The sequence below is a fragment of the Microcoleus sp. Pol1C5 genome, assembly GCF_036701115.1.
GTDB lineage: Bacteria > Cyanobacteriota > Cyanobacteriia > Cyanobacteriales > Microcoleaceae > Microcoleus.
The window spans coordinates 1-1,195 of sequence record NZ_JAUBQE010000153.1; the positions used below are offsets into that span (position 1 = coordinate 1).

At 39.2% G+C, this 1,195-nt stretch carries 1 protein-coding gene; it reads right to left on the bottom strand.

Translation table 11 applies throughout. The annotated features are described in order from the left end of the window. Positions 1–20: 20 nt before the first annotated feature. A protein-coding gene (locus QUA23_RS30905) for an ISKra4 family transposase (RefSeq protein ID WP_333079684.1) occupies positions 21–1,093 on the bottom strand; the annotation gives its coding sequence in 2 pieces (ribosomal slippage) (positions 21–940 and positions 940–1,093; 1,074 coding nt in all). Positions 1,094–1,195: the final 102 nt, after the last annotated feature.

Genomic DNA, 1,195 nt, shown 5'->3' on the forward strand with positions numbered 1-1,195 from the left:
GGGAGCATCCCGCTTTTTAACTAAGCATAACTACTCATTTTAATCTCATTATTTAAATACGCACATCTTAGTCTTAAAATTTGAGGCACGTTTTTTTCTTTCCACTGTGCACCTACAATCTTAATTCTTGCTCCCATCTGTTTAATTAAAGACTCTACAGCTCCCGAACCAATATCAATACCCTGATTTTGATAATTCTGGTAATTTGGGATTCTTGACTGATGTTTTCGGAGATAATTCTGGAAATTTTCACTTTCTTTTCCTCTAACTCCTACAAATTCGGCTATAGCTTCTACTGTTGACCCTTGCCACAGTTGGCTCTCGACTCTTCTGATTCGTTTGAGTGACCCCCCTACTTTATGTAGATTTTCTCTCAAATGATACCAATCTAATACCTCTCTTCTTTGCTCAGTAGTCCCTATTTGATTAAACAAATTCCACACCCCATCATGACCATCTCCCAAGCAGGTTATGGCTTGATTTGGCAGTTGGCTATTTACCCATGCTACTAACTCTGGATTATTTTGGAAGAAGGCTGCTCCTACTTGACTATGTACTTTAACCGCCTTATAATTCCTCCAGACACTTTGCTCTCCTAATGGAGTTCTCAGTCTGACGTTTCCTCCGTCTATACTCAAGGCTTCTACTTGCTCGCTAGCGGACGGTGAAGAGAATTCATAACGCTCTAATAGGCGATGTTGTGTACTGTGGGGTACATAAATTCCTGTCAACATTTTTAAATCTTTCTCAGCATTGGCAAACGATTCATTTGCCACTAATAATAAACAACATTTTTCCAAGTGAGGACTCAAACGACTTCCCTTCTTTACTCCCAGCTTTTGGGCTTGCTTCCTCGAAAGCTTGATTTCTCCTACACAACTTTTTATGGTTCTTTTTCTCCCCTCACTCTTTCCCCCTGCTGAGTTAAAAAAAAACTGCTAATTTCTGGTGCTACTATCTCCACTAAATATTCTCTGACAATCAGTTCGATAGATTCAAAGCTTTTGAGATTGTCTGGCGAGGTATTCTTATACAATTCCTCTGCTATTGCTTGGAGATTTATTTTGATCTTCTGCTGTTCTTCTGAGAGCATATACACTTGGGTTATGGTAAGTTATCTGCTTTCTATTATGCCATCAACTTGGTAAGGCAATTCTTTCAGTATTTATACTCATTGCAAAACTGGGATGCTCCC